General features: G+C 67.6%; 10 protein-coding genes. All 10 read left to right on the top strand.

Features of this window, described 5'->3' with window-relative positions; translation table 11 throughout:
• The first annotated feature begins 24 nt into the window (after nucleotides 1–24).
• Nucleotides 25–2,655 carry a flagellar hook-associated protein FlgL gene (gene flgL, locus KOR34_RS14225; RefSeq protein ID WP_146565223.1) on the top strand — a complete coding sequence of 877 codons (2,631 nt, stop codon included), beginning with the start codon at nucleotides 25–27 and terminating at the stop codon, nucleotides 2,653–2,655.
• Between the two features lie 182 nt (nucleotides 2,656–2,837).
• Nucleotides 2,838–3,275 (top strand): flagellar assembly protein FliW, encoded by a 438-nt coding sequence (fliW, locus tag KOR34_RS14220; RefSeq protein WP_146565222.1) that lies wholly within the window; start codon nucleotides 2,838–2,840, stop codon nucleotides 3,273–3,275.
• Between the two features lie 190 nt (nucleotides 3,276–3,465).
• Nucleotides 3,466–3,699, top strand: a complete 234-nt coding sequence (gene csrA / locus KOR34_RS14215) for a carbon storage regulator CsrA (RefSeq protein ID WP_146565221.1) — start codon at nucleotides 3,466–3,468, stop codon at nucleotides 3,697–3,699.
• 616 nt (nucleotides 3,700–4,315) lie between these two features.
• Complete coding sequence (locus KOR34_RS14210; protein WP_146565220.1) at nucleotides 4,316–7,273, top strand: flagellin N-terminal helical domain-containing protein; 2,958 nt, start codon at nucleotides 4,316–4,318, stop codon at nucleotides 7,271–7,273.
• Between the two features lie 215 nt (nucleotides 7,274–7,488).
• Nucleotides 7,489–10,635, top strand: a complete 3,147-nt coding sequence (gene fliD / locus KOR34_RS14205; RefSeq protein ID WP_146565219.1) for a flagellar filament capping protein FliD — start codon at nucleotides 7,489–7,491, stop codon at nucleotides 10,633–10,635.
• 48 nt (nucleotides 10,636–10,683) lie between these two features.
• Nucleotides 10,684–11,157: a flagellar export chaperone FliS gene (gene fliS / locus KOR34_RS14200; RefSeq protein WP_146565218.1), complete on the top strand. Its 474-nt coding sequence runs from the start codon at nucleotides 10,684–10,686 to the stop codon at nucleotides 11,155–11,157.
• A gap of 87 nt (nucleotides 11,158–11,244) precedes the next feature.
• Nucleotides 11,245–12,126: a menaquinone biosynthesis family protein gene (locus tag KOR34_RS14195; protein WP_146565217.1), complete on the top strand. Its 882-nt coding sequence runs from the start codon at nucleotides 11,245–11,247 to the stop codon at nucleotides 12,124–12,126.
• A 173-nt stretch (nucleotides 12,127–12,299) separates the two neighbouring features.
• Nucleotides 12,300–12,818, top strand: a complete 519-nt coding sequence (locus KOR34_RS14190) for a protein-tyrosine phosphatase family protein (RefSeq protein WP_146565216.1) — start codon at nucleotides 12,300–12,302, stop codon at nucleotides 12,816–12,818.
• 51 nt (nucleotides 12,819–12,869) lie between these two features.
• Entirely contained in the window at nucleotides 12,870–14,072 is a 1,203-nt protein-coding gene (locus KOR34_RS14185) for a M20 metallopeptidase family protein (RefSeq protein WP_146565215.1), read from the top strand.
• 218 nt (nucleotides 14,073–14,290) lie between these two features.
• A complete protein-coding gene (locus KOR34_RS14180; RefSeq protein WP_146565214.1) occupies nucleotides 14,291–15,412 on the top strand; it encodes a carboxylate-amine ligase in 1,122 nt (373 codons plus the stop codon).
• Nucleotides 15,413–15,433: the final 21 nt, after the last annotated feature.

Genomic DNA, 15,433 nt, shown 5'->3' with positions numbered 1-15,433 from the left:
CAACCGACACCGCCCGCGCCGCACATGGCCGCCATCTTCCCCATCCCGACCACCCGCACCAGCGACTACCTGGCCCGCACGCGGCTGGTTCAGCAGATCCAGTCCGACCAGGTGGACCTGATCCGGCTGCAGACGCAGCTCAGCACCGGGCGGCGCATCTTCCTGCCCAGCGACGACCCGGGCGCCGCGGTCCGCGCGATCACGCTGCAGCGGACGCTGGAACGCAAGGGCCAGCTGCAGACCAACATCAGCAGCGCCGCCAACAAGCTGACGGTCGCCGAGGGCTCGCTGACCCAGGTGTCGGACGTGATCAACAACGTCCGCGGGAGCACGCTCGCCGTGGTCGACACGATCTCGACCGACGAGCAGCGGCAGGCGGTGCTGAAGGAGGTGAACGAGGCGCTCGATTCGCTCGCGCACTTCGCGAACTCGCAGTACCAGGACACCTACCTGTTCGGGGGCTCGCTCGCTCTGCAGCCGCCGTTTGTTAACGCCGGCAACTACATCGAGTACCGCGGCAACGAGGCGAACCTGCAGTCGCACGTCGAGATCGGCCGGCTGTTCGACACCAACATCTCCGGCGACGAGATCTTCGGCGGCCTGTCCGAGGCGGTCCGCGGGTCGGTCGACCTGGACCTGCAGGCCTCCGAGGGGACCTACCTGAGCCAGCTCAACGGCGGGCAGGGCGTGTCGCCGAACGGCGCGGTGGAGCTCGTGATCGGGCTCAACCGGTACGTTGTGGACCTGAGCGCCGCCCACACGCTGGGCGACGCCGCGCGACTGATCGAGGAGGGCGCGCCGGCGGGCTCGGGCATCACGGTCGACGTCCAGGGCGACGGGCTGAGGGTGAACCCCGGACCGGGCGGGCTGGCCATCAGGGAGGTTTCCGGCGGACGCACCGCCAGCGAGCTGGGCATCCGCCAGGACACACAAACGCTCACCTCGTTCGGCGACGACGTCAACCCGAGCCTCCGCAAGACGTCCCGCCTGAGCGACCTGGGCGGTACGAAGGCGACGGCGCGCATCTCGCTCGGCGCGGCCAACACGTCGATCAAACTCCGCGCGACCGCCAACGGCGCCGACTTCAACGGGCTGGACCTGAACGTGGTGGACGGCGCTACGCCGGGCGCCGAGTCCGCGGCGTACACGGCCGGCCCGCCGCCGTCGCTCACCATCACCGTCGCGGAAGACTCGACCACCACCCAGGACGTGATCGACCTGATCAACGCGGACGCGGCCGTGCCGTTCGAGGCGTCGATCGACTTCTTCGGCGCCGACCCGCCCGACCAGGCGGGGCAGGGGCTCGTGGCGTTGCAGAGCCAGACCTCGATCACCAGCGGCGGCGCCGGCTCGGCGCTCGACCTCAGCGCCGGCCTGCGGATTACCAACGGCGAGGGGGAGGTCACGGTCGACACCTCCGGCGCCCAGACGATTGAGGACCTGGTGGACATCCTCAATCAACCCGAGTTCGGCTTGTCCGCTCAGATCAACGACACCGCCGACGGCATCGACGTCCGGTCGCGGCGGTCCGGGGCCGACTTCGCCATCGGTGAAAACGGCGGCACCCTGGCCGAGGACCTTGGCATCCGGACCTACACCTACACGTCGCGGCTGGACGGCTTCAACGGCGGCCGCGGGGTGATCCAGAAGGGCGTCAACGACACCGAAACCCGCTCCCTCAACGACTTCACCATCACGGTCCGCGACCAGGGCGTCACGACCACCTACGAGATCGACCCGATCGGGCTCTCCACGGTGCAGGACCTGATCGACCGCATCGCGGCGCCGGTCTCGCAGGGGGGGACCGGCGGCGCGGTCGTCGCGACGTTGGCCGCCACCGGGAACGGCCTGGTGCTCAGCCGCGCCGACGCCGTGGACGCCGCCACGCCGGCCACGGTCGATGTCGCCTACGCGGGCGACACGCTCACCTTCACCGCGGACTCCGCCGGGCCCCTGGGCAACGACGACTTCACCCTCCAGGTGATCGACAGCGGTTCGGGCGGTCTGAGCTCCACCTACGACCCGAACGCCGATCCCAAAACCATTGTGGTAGACCTAGGCGGGTCGGCGAGCGAAACCACCGCGACCATCGCGGCGGAGGTCTCCGCCGCGGTCGGCGGCTACAGCGTCACGGCGGCCGACGGCACGCAGCCGGCCGCCACGGTGGCCCCGACCGCCGTCGCGGTCGCCGGCGGGTTCGACGCCGACGAGTTCACTGTCAGCGGCTCGCTCGCCGGCCGGCTCGGCTTCCTGCCGGAGGGGCAGGGCACGGTCACTTCGACCGGGGCTTCAGTGACGGCAGAGGACCGCAACCCGCAGGCGGTGGAGAGCGTCTTCAACACGCTGATCCGGCTTCGCGACGCGCTCAAGGACAACGACACCATCTCGATCGGCGAGGCGTTCGCCGACCTCGACGAGGACCTCAACCGCGCGACGTTCGCCCGGTCGGAGGTGGGCGCCAGGTTGCAGAACCTGGACGTGCTGGAGGTGCGGCTGGAGGACGAGGAGGTGCAGCTCCGGTCGTCGCTCTCCGACGCTATTGACGCCGACATCGCCGAGGTGATCTCGGACTTCACCGCCCGGCAGTTCTCGCTTCAGGCCTCGCTGCAGACCACGGCCAACCTGCTGCAGCTGAGCGTGCTGAACTTCCTGTAGCCGCGCCGCCCGCCCGCAGGGTCGCCCTGACCGGACGCGTTGCGCGTCGGGGCGGGGGGATTGCCGCCCCGCGGGCCCGACGCGCCGAGATTTCCGTCATCCCTTTCCACCGCGACAGCCGATGCAACCGAAAAGGGAAGACAGATACGCACATCCCCGTCAGCCGCCCCGCGGAGCTAGCAATGGTCATAGACACCAGCCGTTTTGGCCCTGTTGAATGTCAGGCGAGCGACCTGCTCACCTTCCCCCACGGATTGATTGGCATGGAGGGCTGCCGCGAGTGGGTGCTGCTCGCGGACTCCGAGAACGACGCCCTCGGCTGGCTGCAGTCCGCCGAACGCCGCGACCTCGCGTTGGCGGTGGTCAGCCCGCGGAGGTTCGTGCCGGACTACCAGGTGCGGGTCTCGGCCCGCGATATCGCGGACCTGGCCGCGGCCGACGGCGAGCAGCCGCAGGTGCTGGTGATCCTGAGCCGCTCGGAGGACGGGCTGGTGGTGAACCTCAAGGCGCCGGTGGTGGTCTGTCTGGAGTCGCGGCGGGGCCGGCAGGTGGTCGCCAAGGACGACCACTCCGTGCACTACGTGCTGGGCGCGACGGTCCCATTCCGACAATCGGCATAGGCTGCAACACGGGGACGGTTGCGGCCAATCGCTGCCAACGCGGCCGACGGAATAAACCGGCCACCGGGGCTCTGGGCTCCAGTCCCACGAACCCCGCCGCCGATGCTAGCAACGTGACGGAGCACAGCCGCGCAGACCCGCGGACGCTCAGAAAGCCCAACCGCCGACTGGCGCAACACAGGAAGTCCCCATGCTGGTCCTATCAAGACAGCGCGACGAGAGCATCATCATCGGCGACAACGTCGTCATCACGGTTGTCGACGTGAGGGGCGACAAGGTCCGGCTCGGCATCGAGGCCCCCGTCGAGATCCCCGTGCACCGCCGCGAGGTGTACGAGGCGATCCAGCGCGAGAACCGCCGCGCCGCGGAGACCTCCACCGAGGACGCCCGCCAGCTCGGCGGCAAGGACGAAGCGGCCAAGTAGCCGCGTCCCGGCGTCGGCTCGCCGCCTCCCTCTTATCTACCACCTCCCCGCCTGCGCGCCCCGACGGCTTCCCCGCTGGGCTCGGCGACGACGGCCGCTGCTGCGCGGCTGGTTCGCCGAACTGATCGGTCGGATTTCAAGCGCCTTCTAGGGCGTGCGACTAGCGAAAGCACGTAAAGATGGCCGGTGGCGCCGGCTGTCCGGGTTGTTACGGCGGGGGCGGGCCACAACTGGAGTAAATCGGGCGACAACCTAACGCCCCCATCTTGACCAGACGATACGTTGGCTTAGACGCGTTCGTATCCAGCGGGCGGGTCAGGATCGGAATACCTCGACAGCCGCTCCCCAGAGCGACTTGAAAGGTGGATCCAGGTCATCGGCGACCACGCCAGGCCGCGGGACCGGGGGGACTGGGTTAGCCCCCCGCCACGTGGTCGAGGTTGTTCCCTTCGGGGGCGACGCCTCGGGAGCCAGACGAGGATCGACAACTCGGACGTTGCAACACAGTGATACTCGCAGGCGTGTGCCCGCGGGTCGCCAAAACTCAGAAGACCGGCAGGGCCCGCACCCGGGCCGGTCGCACTTGGACTAGAGTCCTTTTTCAAGGGGTGTTTCGATGACACGAATCAACACAAACGTCGCTTCGCTGGTCGGCCGCACCAACCTGCAGCGATCCAACGCGAGCCTGGCCCAGTCGCTCACCCGGTTGAGCACCGGTCTGCGTATCAACACCGGCAAGGACGACCCGGCCGGTTTGATCGCCAGCGAGAACCTCCGCAGCGACATCACCGCCATCAAGAAGGCGATCAGCAACACCGACCGCGCCAACCAGGTGATCGCGACCGCGGACTCCGCCCTCGGCCAGGTCAGCTCGCTGCTGAACGACATCCGCGGCCTGGTGACCGAGTCGGCCAACGCGGGCGCCCTCTCCGAAGAGCAGATCGCAGCTAACCAGCTGCAGGTCGACTCGTCGCTCGAGGCCCTCAACCGGATCGCCCAGACCACGACCTTCCAGGGCCGCCGGCTGCTGGACGGCTCGCTGGACTTCCTGACCACCCAGGGCGCCAACAGCTCGAACATCAACGCCCTGCAGATCGACCAGGCCAACCTGGGCGCCTCGGGTCAGGTCGGCGTCGACGTGAACGTCACGGCCGCGGCCACGCAGGCGACTGTCGAGGTGAACAACCTGCCGGACGTCACCCCGCCGGCTCAGGGCACGGTCACCTTCAGCACCGAGACTACCGCCGCCCAGGGCTCCACCGGCTCGGTCGACTTCGACATCATCACCGCGGACACCGTTCAGGCGACCGGCGGAATTAACCTGACAACCCAGGCCGAGGGCACGGTTACGCTTGCCGGCGAAACGCTCCGCGTCAACGTCGATTCCGGCTTCCTTGCCGGGACGGCCGGTAACGGGGCGATTACCAACATTGCCGTCAACGTCAGCGAGACGGTCGCCGGCGGCAACTCGGTGGGTGTTGACTACAACGACACGGCGAACACTCTTACCCTCAACTTCGCCGCAGCAAGTGTCACTGCAACCGACGTCGTCAATGCCCTCAACGGGACATTGGCGGGCGGCGTTGACTACGCGAACAGCACCGACACGATCGCTGCTGACGACCTGGTCGCCACGATCACCGGCGGCTCCAGCGTCGCGATTTCGTCCGACTCGCCCACGAACGCCATCACGCTCTCGGGCGGCGCCGCGGCCACGGACCTGATCACGCTGACCGCGGTCGAGGACGGCGCCCTGGACGGCGTCGCGGCCAACGGCGCGTACACCGACATCTCGGTCACGTACGGCAACGGCAGCGAGAGCGTTGTTGACGCCGGCAGCGGCGTGCTGCAGGTCAACCTGACGCAGAACGAAGACGTTGCGACCGTTGCGAACATCGTCTCGGCGATCGACAACGCGACCGCCATCGGCCTGGACGCCGCCACCGGTTCGCCCGGCACCCTCGCTCGACAGCTCGACTTCACCGGCGCCGGCGAGATCACGCTCGGCTCGGGCGGTTTCACGGCCGGTGCTGACGCCGTGACCACCACCGAGAGCATCTACATCACCGGCACGCTGGCGGCTGGGGCGAATGGCGACATCGACATCAGCTTCGCCGAGGCGGCGCTGGGAAGCGGCGGCGCCAGCACGAACGTGATCGGTAACTCCTCGACCGGCTACACGGTGCAGATCAACACCGACATTGGCGTCGGCGTCGATATCGATGACATCCGGGCCGCGATCGAGTCCATCGACGAGGTGGCCACAGCCTCGTTCGACAACCCGGCGACCACCGGCACGACCGAGACTTCGAGTGGTTCGTTCTACAACTCCATCCAGACGAATGGGACCGGCGCCAACGCCCCCGAGGCGCCGCCGTCCCAGATCTCGCTGGCCAACGGCGTTGATCAGGTGATCACCGCCCAGGACATCAACATCACGACCGCGGTCGGGTTCCTCGGAAACCTGAGCATCGGCTTCGCCGAGGCCAACCTGTCGGGCACGCCCACGAACGTGACCGGCGACGCCACGAACGGCTACACCATCCAGATCGACAACACCGGCACGGTGACCCTGGAAGAGATCCGTTCGGCGATCGAGAGCCTGGCCGAGGTTGGATCGGCCACGTTCGAGAACACGGGCGCCGGCTCCCAGACCTACGACGCCACAAACGACACCCCGCCGACCCCGCCGACTCTGCTGACCGGCGCCGGCAACGGCAACGGCGTCAACGGCATCGACCAGGACCTGGTGTTCCAGCTGTCCGGCGCCACCGGCTCGGAGGTGCTGACCTTCGAGGCCAACACCAGCCTCGAGCTGCTGGTCAACGGCATCAACGCGGTGAGCGACGCCACGGGCGTCACCGCCGAGGCCAACGGCACCAGCGACGGCCTGATCCTCAGCTCGTCGGCCTACGGCAGCAACGCGTTTGTCGACCTGCAGATCATCGAAGAAGGCTCCAGCGGTGCGTTCACCACTGAGCTCGGCCAAGGCGATCGCCAGGTGGGAACGGACATCGTTGCGTCGGTCAACGGCATCACCGCCAATGGCAAAGGCAACGACCTGTCGATCAACACGGCCACGCTCGACCTGTCGGCGACCATCACCGCAGGCTTCGAGGGCACGGCCAGCTTCGAGATCACCGGCGGCGGCGCCCTGTTCCAGCTGGGCCCGGACGTGGTTTCCAACCAGCAGGCCCGGCTTGGCGTCAACAGCGTCAACACGGCCGCCCTGGGCGGAACCAGCGGCCTGCTGTACCAGCTCGGCTCGGGCGGCACGGCCGACCTGTCGACCGACTCGACCACGGCCGCCAGCATCGTCGAAGAGGCGATCAACCAGGTCACCTCGCTCCGGGGTCGACTGGGCGCCTTCCAGCGGACGACGCTGGAGACCAACAAGAACGCCCTCAACGACACCCTCAGCAACCTGACCGAGGCCGAGAGCTCGATCCGCGACGCCGACTTCGCCGCGGAGACCGCGAACCTCACCCGTTCGCAGATCCTGGTCCAGTCGGGCACCCGGGTGCTGGCGATCGCCAACCAGAACCCGCAGAACGTGCTGGGTCTGCTCGGTTAGTCAGCCGAGGCGTAAAGCGAAAACCCAAGCCGGTTCGGCCCCCGTGGCCGGACCGGCTTTTTTCGTTGCTGGCGCCGCTGGCGGCAGAACCGCTCCAGACGGAGACTCGCCGCAGCCGATACGGTTTACGTAGGTGTATGCGCGCCGGGCGACCTACGCTTGCAAGCGCGTGCGCAGACCGCGAGTAGAACCGTGACCAGGGGCTTCGTTTAGCCGTGTCCTCCATCCAGACCAGCGTCGGCCTGATCTCCGGTATCCCGATTGAGGAGACCGTAGACCAGTTGATCTCGGTTGCCAGCCAGCCGTTGAACCGGCTGACGTCGCGCACCGAGGGCCTGCTGGCGGAGCGCACCGCCGTCGACACGCTAGCGACGCTGGTGCTGGGGATGCAGTCGTCGCTCAACAGCTTCAAGAGCGTTGCGACGTACAGCAAGAAGACCGCCAGCTCGTCGGACGCGTCGGCGGTGTCGGCCTCGGTGGTCGCGGGGAAATCGCCCAAGACGGGCGCCTACACGTTTACCCCGCTGCAGGCCGCGACCTCGCACAGCCTGCTCTCCAGCAGCTTCTCCGACCTGGAGGGGGCGCTCGGCGGTGGCGCCCTCAGCTTCCGCTTCGGCGGGCACGTGGACAAGGGCGTGGCGCTGCGCGAGATCAACGCCGGCGCAGGGTTCAAGGCGGGTAAGATCAAGATCACCGACCGCAGCGGCGGCAGCGCGGTGATCGACCTCCGCGCGGCGCAGAATATCGACGACGTGCTCGAGGCGATCAACTCCAACGAAGAGGTCAACATCCGGGCCAGCGTCGAGGGCGACGCCATCAAGCTAACCGACACCATCGGTGGCTCGGTGAGCAGCCTCGTGGTCCAGGAGGTGGGCCTGGGGACGACCGCCGCCAGCCTAGGGCTGGCGGGGATCAACGTTGCGGCGGACGAGGCGACCGGCGCCGACATCTACTCGTTGCACGGCGGGACCAAACTATCCGCTCTTAACGACGGCTCGGGCGTGCGGATCCTGAACGACCTGGAGGAGATCGATGACTTGGCGTTCACGCTGCAGGACGGGACCGAGGCGGGCGTCGACCTGTCGGGCGCGGCGACCCTGCAGGACGTGATCGACGCCATTAACAGCGACGAAGACCTGGCAGACAAGGTCACGGCCTCGATCTCGTCGGACGGCGCCCGGCTTGAGGTAACCGATCAGACGACTGGCGGCGGCGCGTTCTCTATCAGCAGCGTTGGGCTGGGCTCGGCCGCCGAAGACCTGGGCCTCTCCGCAGACGCGGACGGCGCGACGATCACCGGGCGGCGGTTGATCTCTGGGCTCCGGGACACGCTGGTGTCGAGCCTGAACGGCGGCCGTGGCTTCGAGCTGGGCGACATCGACATCACCGACCGATCCGGCGCCTCGGCGAATGTGGACCTGTCGACCGCCGAGACGCTCAGCGACGTGGTCTCGCTGATCAACGCGGCCGGGCTAGAGGTCACGGCCAGCGTCAATAACGCGCGCAACGGGATCCAGATCGTCAACAGGAGCGTGGCCGACGGGGGCGGCGCCGGCAACCTCACAATCGCCAACGGCGGTTCGGGCTCGACGGCGGACGACCTCGGCATCGCGGTTGACGACGCGGTCGTCTCGGTCAACAGCGGCACGCTGAACCGGCAGACGCTCAGCGAGTCGACGCTGCTGGCGACGCTCAACGGCGGCTCCGGCGCCCGGGTGGGCGACATCCGCATCACCGACTCCAACGGCGTGCAGCGGGTCGCCGACCTCAACAAGGCGGGCGCCGAGGCCGAGACCATCGGCGACGTGATCGACGCGATCAACGCGCTGGGGAACGGCGTCGAGGCGCGGATCAACGACGCCGGCGACGGCATCCTGCTGACGGACACCGCCGGCGGCGATGGCGTGCTGACGGTTGCGGACGTGAGCGGCAACCTCGCCGCCGGGCTGGGCATCCTGGGCTCGTCAACGGAAACCGACGGCAGCGGCCAGCAGGTGCTTAACGGATCGACAAGCTACACCGTCTCGCTTGACGACCTGTCGACCGACGTCGACGGCATAGCGCTGTCGTCGTTCAAGAACGGCGCCGGCGTTGATGAGGGCGTCTTCCAGGTGTTTGCGTCCTCGGACACCGACGATTCGCCCCGTCGGTTCACGGTTAACCTGGCGGGCGCCGCCACGCTGGGCGACCTGCTGGAGCGGATCAACTCCGCGGCCGCCGCCAAGGGGATCAACGTCACGGCGCAGGTCACCGAGGGCGGCACGGGCATCGAGCTGCTCGACGGCGAGGGCGGGTCCGGCCGCCTGCGGGTGGAGGAGCTCAACGGCTCGCTCACACCGGCGGCTGACCTGGGGCTCGTCAAGGAAGCCGGCGCGCCCGACTCCGACGGCGTCCAGACGCTCCGGTCGGTGGGTTTGTTTGACGCGGACGACGCCGAGGCGAGCGCCCTCGAGCTCGTCGCCAACCGCATCAACGGCTTCGAGGCCGGCGTGACCGCGTCGGTGGTGAACGACGGCACGGGCTACCGCCTGGCGATCAACGCCGACGAGTCGGGCGCCGCCAACGAGCTTCTGATCGACGACTCGTCCGGCCTGTTCACCTTTGACCAGATCAGCCGCCCCAAGGACGCCGTGCTGCTGTTCGGCGCGTCCGCGACCTCGTCCGGGGTCGCCGTTTCGTCCGCCACCAACGAGTTCACCGAGGTGGTGGACGGCCTCCGCCTGACGGTGAAGAAGACCTCCACCGACCCGGTCACGGTCAACGTGACCAAGGACAACCAGCCGATCACGACCGCGCTGCAGAGCTTCGTGGCCGCGTACAACTCGATCCGCACAAACCTGGACGCGGTCACGGACTTCGACGCCGAGGCCAACACCACCGGCATCCTGTTCGGCCGCAACGAGGCCCTGCGCGTGGACACCACGCTCAGCCGGATCGTGTCGGGCTCGTTCTCCGTGAGCGGCGAGTTCAAGTCGCTCGAGGCGATCGGCGTGAGCCTGGACGACAAGGGAAAATTGTCGCTCGACACCGCCAAGCTCACCGAGGCGCTCGCCGCGAACGCCGCGGACGCCGAGCAACTGCTGTCCGACCAGGACACCGGCGTCATCGCCCGCTTCACGACCGCCATCGATCAGCTCGCCCGGGGCGACAACTCGCTGCTGAACAGCCGCTCGGAGTCGCTCCAGGACACGATCGACAGCAACAACGACCGCCTGTCCGTGATGTCCGCGTCGCTCGACCGGCAACGGGACCGACTGCTGCTGGAGTTCTACACGCTGGAGGAGGCGCTCGCCGGCTTCCAGTCGAACATCGACCTGCTGGACAGCATCCAGCTGATCTCTTCGGGATCGAGCAACAGCTAAACCCCTTTAAGTCACCTCTCGCCATCAACGCTTCACGTACGGATACCGATGAACAAGAGCCAAACGAACGAGTACCTCGCCGCCAAGGTCAACACCGCCAACTCGGCGCAGCTGCACCTGATGCTGATTGAGGGTGCGTTGCGGTTTCTCGATCAGGCCGACAAGGCGCTGGTCCGCGAGGAGGAGGTGGCCGCAAACGCCGCGCTGGTCCGCGTGATGGAGATCGTGGAGGAGCTGCTCGTCGGCGTGCGGCACTCCGACGACGACATCAACGTCAAGCTCGCGCAGCTGTACCAGTTCGTGTTCACGCAGGTCAGCCTGGCGTACGTCAACGCCGACCGGGTCGTCATCGATGACGCCCGCACCATCCTGCAGTACCAGCGGGAAACCTGGCGGCAGGCCTGCGAGCTGGTCGGCGCAGAAAAGCCCTCGAAGCCCGCTCCGGCACCCAAGCCGGCGGCCGTGCCCACCCCGCACCTGAACTCGGCGCCGATCGAATCGGGCGTTTCGTTCGAGGCGTAGGGCCGCGGGCGCGGCTGGAGCTCGGCGGGGGAAACCGGTAGAATTGCTGGTTTCCGATCCGCCCTCGAGCCCCGTCCCCTGCCAGCCATGCCCACCGCCGCCCAGTCGTCGACCAAACAGCTCATCCGCGTTGGCCACAGCCCCGACCCGGACGACGCCTTCATGTTCTACGCCCTGGCGAAGGACAAACTGGACACCGGCGGCTTCGAGTTTACGCACGAGCTGGTCGACATCGAGACCCTCAACCAGCGGGCTTTCAGCGGCGAGCTGGAGCTGACCGCCGTTAGCATCCACGCCTACGCGTTCCTGCGCGACAAATACATGCTGTGCAACTGCGGCGCCAGCATGGGCGACAACTACGGCCCGATGGTCGTGGCCAAGGACGAGTGCTCGGTCGACGACCTCAAGAGCCGCACCATCGCCGTGCCGGGCAAGCTGACCAGTGCGTTCCTGTCGCTGCGGCTCTGCCTGGGGCAGGATTACGACTACGTGCTGGTGCCGTTCGACCAGATCATCCCGGCCGTGGCGGCCGGCGAGTTCGAGGGCAAGAAGGTCGACGCCGGCCTGATTATCCACGAGGGTCAGCTCACCTACGGCGACCAGGACCTGAAGCTGATCGTCGACATGGGCGTCTGGTGGCACGACCTCACCGGTGGCCTGCCGCTGCCGCTGGGCGCCAACGCGATCCGCAAGGACCTCGGCGAAGAGACCATCGTCGAGGTCGAGCGGCTGCTCAAGGAGAGCATCGTGTTCGGCCTGGACAACCGCCAGCCGGCCCTCGACTACGCCCTGCAGTACGGGCGCGACCTGGACAACCAGAAGGCCGACAAGTTCGTCGGCATGTACGTGAACGACTGGACCCGCGACTTCGGCGACAAGGGCCGCGAGGCCGTCGCGCTGTTCCTCAAGATGGGTCACGAGGCGGGCGTGCTGCCGGAGCTGGTCGAGCCTGAGTTTGTCGGACGGTAGCGTATATTGAAGTGGGGGACGGTGGGTGCCGGGGGCGCTCTGCGACAGCGGAAGCCCCCGCTTCGACCCCACTCCGGGGCTTCCCTGGTGGGAACGCCCCCGCCCCCGCCCCCGCCCCCGGCGCCGGCGCACAACTTCGAGACCTCCTTGCTATAGGGTTCCACTCTTAGTCGATGGCCTTTAAGCCTGACATCTATGTCGTGGAACACATTGGAAGCGGCTTTCTGGCCGTAATGGCCCGACCTGTCCCAGGCGAGTGGATCGAGGATGAGTTCAAGAACATCGCAGCGTTCGGCATAGGCCGTGTGGTGTCTCTGCTTGAGCCCGATGAAGCGAAGGAGCTTGGGCTCGCCAGGGAGGCACAGCTTTGTCTGTCAAATAGGATGGAGTTTGTTTCCTATCCGATTGCGGACCGGGGCTTGCCTGCCTGTGCGAAAGAGTTCGGGCGCTTCTGCTATGAGTTATACGGATCGATCGCTGGCGGCCAAAACACCGTGGTCCATTGTCGTGCTGGGATCGGACGCAGCGGCATCATCTCAGCGGGTATTCTCTTGCACGCTGGATTCGAACCAAGCGAAGCATTCTCGCGCATATCTGAGGCGCGAAGGATAGCGGTGCCAGACACCGACGAACAACGATCGTGGGTGTCTGACAACCATTTGACAATCGTCGGCAACAACGCACGGGATTGAACCCGTAATCCACGACTACATTCTGTCCCCGTGACCCAGTGGTGAACCCTGATGCTCTGGCACAAACGCATCGACGCGATCATCGACGCCGAGCTGGAGCAGATCACCGCGTTGCGGCGGCACCTGCACGCCCACCCGGAACGCAGCGGCGCCGAGTCTCAGACCAGCGTGCACCTGTACCAGCTGCTGGGGGACCTCGGCCTGGACGTGCGGATCGGGCCCGAGGGGCACGGCCTGCTGGTTGAGAGCAGGCGGCAGACCGCCGGCAAGCGGATCGCCCTCCGCGCGGACATCGACGCCCTGCCGATTCAGGACGAGAAGTCCGTCGCGTACCGCAGCCAGTGCGACGGCGTCATGCACGCCTGCGGTCACGACGCCCACACCGCGTGCCTGTACGGCGCCTTGTTGGCGATGGACCGTCTGGAGCAGGAGGGCGCGCTGCCCGGGCCGCTGACCTGGCGGGGGGTGTTCCAGCCGGCGGAGGAAACCGCCACCGGCGCCAAGCAGATGGTGCGGGCCGGGGCGATGGACGGCGTCGACGCGGCGCTCGCGCTGCACGTCGACCCGAACCTGCCGACCGGGCAGGTCGGCGTCCGCTCCGGCGTGCTGACCGCCAACGCCGAGATGATGCGGATCGAGGTCCACGGCGCCGGCGGGCACGCCGCCCGGCCGCACGAGTCGCACGACCCGATCGCCGCCGCCGCGCAGCTCATCAGTACGCTGTACCAGTTTGTTCCCCGCAAGACCGACAGCCGCCAGGCGGTGGTGGTCACGATAGGCCGCGTCGACGGCGGGCACAGCGCCAACGTGATCCCGGAGTGCGTCGTGCTGGAGGGCACCGTCCGCACGCTCGACCGCGGGGTGCAGCGGACCACGCTGGAGCACATCCGGCACCTGGCCCACGGCGTGCAGGAGATCACCGGCACGCGGATCGAGGTGTCGTTCCCGGTCAGCATCCCGGCCGTCGAGAACGACGCCGCGCTCTCCGAGATGGTCCGCTCGCAGGCGATGCTGCTGCTGGGGCAGTCGGGCGTGCGGCTGATCGAGTCGCCCAGCATGGGGAGCGAGGACTTTGCGGTGTATGGCGATCACGCCCCGATCGCCATGTTCCGCCTGGGCGCGGCGGCCAAGCCGCCCGGCCCGGCGCTGCACACGCCCCACTTTGACATCGACGAGCGTTGCCTGGCGGTCGGCGCCAAAGTGCTGGCCCGGTCGGCCGTGATGTGGGGTTTGCAGGGCATCAACATCTGCTGAGCGGGCGCCACTACCTGCTGATCGGATGCCCATCCTAGCCCGCAGCATCAGCGAGGGGTCACAGCAGTGCCGCCAAGCAAGCGGGGGCGTGGAGATCCCTCGCTGACGCTGCGGGTTGGGATTCGACTCGGCGCGGCGAAATCGGGGGATGATGCTACACTTGAGTGACGCATCCCCCTATCCGTTCTCCCTCCTCGTGCCCTCGCAGGCGCCAGCGTATGGCCAAGATAGAATTCACGTCGAACCAGCGGCCTACGGTCGGGGTGGAACTCGAGCTCGGTCTGGTCGACGGCCAGTCGATGGCCCTCACCAGCGCGTTCTCGCGGGTCGCGCAGGAGCTGAAGTCGCTCGGGCACGACGACGCCAGCCTCAAGCCCGAGCTCATGCAGAGCGTGCTGGAGATCAACACCGGCGTCTGCGAAACCATCGACGACGCCGAGCGCGACCTCACCGCCAAGCTCCGGGCGGTGCAGCAGGCGTGCGACAATCAGGGCGTGCGGCTGTGGTGGGGCGCCACGCACCCGTTCTCCAAGTGGGCCGACCAGCAGGTCACCGAGGACGAGCGGTACTTCAACCTGGTCCACCTGCTGCAGGAGATGGCCCGCCGGCTGGTGACCTTCGGGCTGCACGTGCACGTCGGCGTCGACTCGGGCGACAAGGCGGTGATGATCTGCGACCGCATCATGCGGCACCTGCCCACGCTGCTGGCGCTATCCTGCTCCAGCCCTTTTTGGGAGGGACGCGACACCGGCCTGCACTCGCACCGCAGCAAGGTGATGGAGGGGCTGCCGACCGCGGGCCTGCCGACGCTCATGCGCAACTGGAGCGAGTACGTCTGGCTGGTGAACCACATGATCGACACCGGCTTCATCAACACGATCCGCGAGATCTGGTGGGACGTCCGCCCGCACCACAACTTCGGCACCGTCGAGGTCCGCGTGTGCGACATGCCGGGCAACCTTCAGGACACGCTGGCGATCGCCGCGCTGGTGCAGTGTCTGGTGAAGGGCCTGTCGGACGAGATCGAGGAAGGGACCTACCAGCACGACTGCCACCCGATGATGGTCGCCCAGAACAAGTGGCGCGCCACCCGTTTCGGGGTCCGCGCCCAACTGGTCGACAGCTACTCCCATGAGGTGCTGCCGGTGATCGCCGCCACGACCCGACTCACAAGCCGGCTCCGCGGCGTTGCCGAGGAACTCGGCTGCAAGGACCGCCTGCAGCACTGCATCCAATTGGCCGAAGGGCCGAGCGCCGCCGAACGCCAGGTCGAGATCCTCAACGAGACAGATTCGCCCCAGGAAGTCGTCCGCCGACTGACCGAGGCGTCCCGGGTGTAGCCTTTGACCTCGCAACTAGCA

This window comes from Posidoniimonas corsicana (assembly GCF_007859765.1).
In the GTDB taxonomy this organism is placed as follows: domain Bacteria; phylum Planctomycetota; class Planctomycetia; order Pirellulales; family Lacipirellulaceae; genus Posidoniimonas; species Posidoniimonas corsicana.
Note: the sequence above shows the minus strand (reverse complement) of the source record. Positions and strands in the feature narration are given on the sequence as shown.

Coding starts and splice junctions, on each gene's coding strand:
- flgL (WP_146565223.1), top strand. CDS start 25: ATGGCCGCCATCTTCCCCATCCCGACCACCCGCACCAGCGACTACCTG.
- fliW (WP_146565222.1), top strand. CDS start 2,838: ATGGTCATAGACACCAGCCGTTTTGGCCCTGTTGAATGTCAGGCGAGC.
- csrA (WP_146565221.1), top strand. CDS start 3,466: ATGCTGGTCCTATCAAGACAGCGCGACGAGAGCATCATCATCGGCGAC.
- KOR34_RS14210 (WP_146565220.1), top strand. CDS start 4,316: ATGACACGAATCAACACAAACGTCGCTTCGCTGGTCGGCCGCACCAAC.
- fliS (WP_146565218.1), top strand. CDS start 10,684: ATGAACAAGAGCCAAACGAACGAGTACCTCGCCGCCAAGGTCAACACC.
- KOR34_RS14195 (WP_146565217.1), top strand. CDS start 11,245: ATGCCCACCGCCGCCCAGTCGTCGACCAAACAGCTCATCCGCGTTGGC.
- KOR34_RS14190 (WP_146565216.1), top strand. CDS start 12,300: ATGGCCTTTAAGCCTGACATCTATGTCGTGGAACACATTGGAAGCGGC.
- KOR34_RS14185 (WP_146565215.1), top strand. CDS start 12,870: ATGCTCTGGCACAAACGCATCGACGCGATCATCGACGCCGAGCTGGAG.
- KOR34_RS14180 (WP_146565214.1), top strand. CDS start 14,291: ATGGCCAAGATAGAATTCACGTCGAACCAGCGGCCTACGGTCGGGGTG.